Source organism: Pseudomonas sp. 05N434 (genome assembly GCF_056396965.1).
Genome location: NZ_JBFTMK010000772.1, coordinates 1 through 1,764 on the forward strand (window position 1 = coordinate 1; position 1,764 = coordinate 1,764).

The 1,764-nt window shown below is 62.2% G+C and carries 1 protein-coding gene; it reads left to right on the plus strand.

All coding sequences use genetic code 11. From position 1 onward, the window contains the following. On the plus strand, window positions 1-1,764 hold a 1,764-nt coding region (locus tag AC1DLB_RS29190), incomplete at both ends, for a DUF6531 domain-containing protein (RefSeq protein ID WP_477786205.1).

The window sequence follows — 1,764 nt, forward strand, 5'->3', positions numbered from 1 at the left end:
GTGTCGATGGTCACCGGCGAAGAACTGCTGACCCTCACCGACGGTGCGCTGGACGGCATCCTGCCGTTCGACTTCACCCGACTCTATCGCACCAGCGCCGCCGAGATCGACTGCGGCCTCGGCTTTGGCTGGAGCCATTCGCTCGCCCATCGGCTGGAAATCGACGGCGACCAGGTCATCTGGATCGACCACGAAAACCGCCGCACCACGTTTCCATTACCGAGCAGCGAACGCCCGGCGATCCACAACAGCCTGTCGCGTGCGGCGATTTACCTCGGCGATGCCCCCGAAGAACTGATCCTCGCCCAGGCCGGCGGCGACACGCGGTTCTACCACTTTCACCACGGCCGGCTGACCGCGATCAGCGACGCCTACGACAACCGCCTGCGCATCACCCGCGACCGTCAGGAACGCATCCAGCGCCTCGACAACGGWGCCGGTCGTGCCTTGCTGTTGCGCTACGACCGTGCCCACCTGATCGCTGTCGACTACCAAAGTTTTCGCCAGGCCCAGAYCCTYGCCGAGGCCTGGCACACCGAACAAACCTTGGTCAGTTACCACTACGACGAACGCGATCAACTGATCGAAGCGAGCAACGCCGCCGGGGAAAGCGAGCGTTACGACTACGACGACCAGCACGTAATTTTGCAGCGGCAACTGGCCGGTGGCGCGAGTTTCTTCTGGGAGTGGGAACGGTCTGGTAAGGCGGCCAGATGTATTCGCCACTGGGCGTCGTTTGCGCAGATGGACACGCGCTATGTCTGGGATGACCAGGGCMGCGTCACCGTCCGGAACATCGAYGGCAGCGAAGAGGTTTACGTCCAYGACGACCGGGCGCGGCTGGTGCGCCGGGTTGGGCTGGATGGCGGCGAACAGCTCAAGGCCTAYGACGAGCAGGGTCGATTGATTGCCGAGCAGGATCCGCTCSGCGCTGTCACCGAATACCGTTACGACGACGTCGGACGCTTGGTGGCGCTGATTCCACCGCAAGACGAACCGACGGCCTACGAGTATCGCAACGGTTTCCTGCATGCGCGCTATCGCGGTCAGGCGGTGTGGAAATACCAGCGCAATGCTCAGGGTGATGTCACCGAGGCGACCGATCCCGACGGTCAGGTCACCCATTACCACTACGACCCTCAGGGCCGGTTGCTGTCGGTCCGCTACCCGGACACCAGTCGGCATGTCTTTGTCTGGAATGCCTTGGGTCAGTTGCTTGAGGAAACACTAACAGATGGTGGGCAGCGAACGTTTTCCTATGATGCGCTGGGACGGCAGACGACTCGTCAGGACGAACACGGTGCGCTCACCCAGTATCAATGGGATGCCGTCGGCCGACTGGTCCAGGCGACATTGCCGACCGGGGCCACCCGGGCGTTCAGTTACAACGCCTACGGCAAGATCACCGCCGAACGCGATGAACTGGGTCGCGTCACCCGCTACGAATACGTCGACGATCTGCATCTGGYCAGCCGCCGGATCAATCCCGACGGCACCCAGCTCCAGTACCGCTATGACAATGCGCAGCTGCTGCTCACGGAAATCGAAAACGAATCCGGCGAACACTATCGGCTGGACTACACACCCAACGGCTTGATCCGACAGGAAACCGGTTTCGACGGCCGCCGCACCGCCTACGTCTACGACCTCAACGGCCATCTGCTGGAGAAAACCGAATTCGGCGATGACGGCTCGCAGCTGGTTACCGGGTACGAGCGGGATGCGGAAGGACGGCTGTTAGTCAAAACCTTGCCCGACGGCATC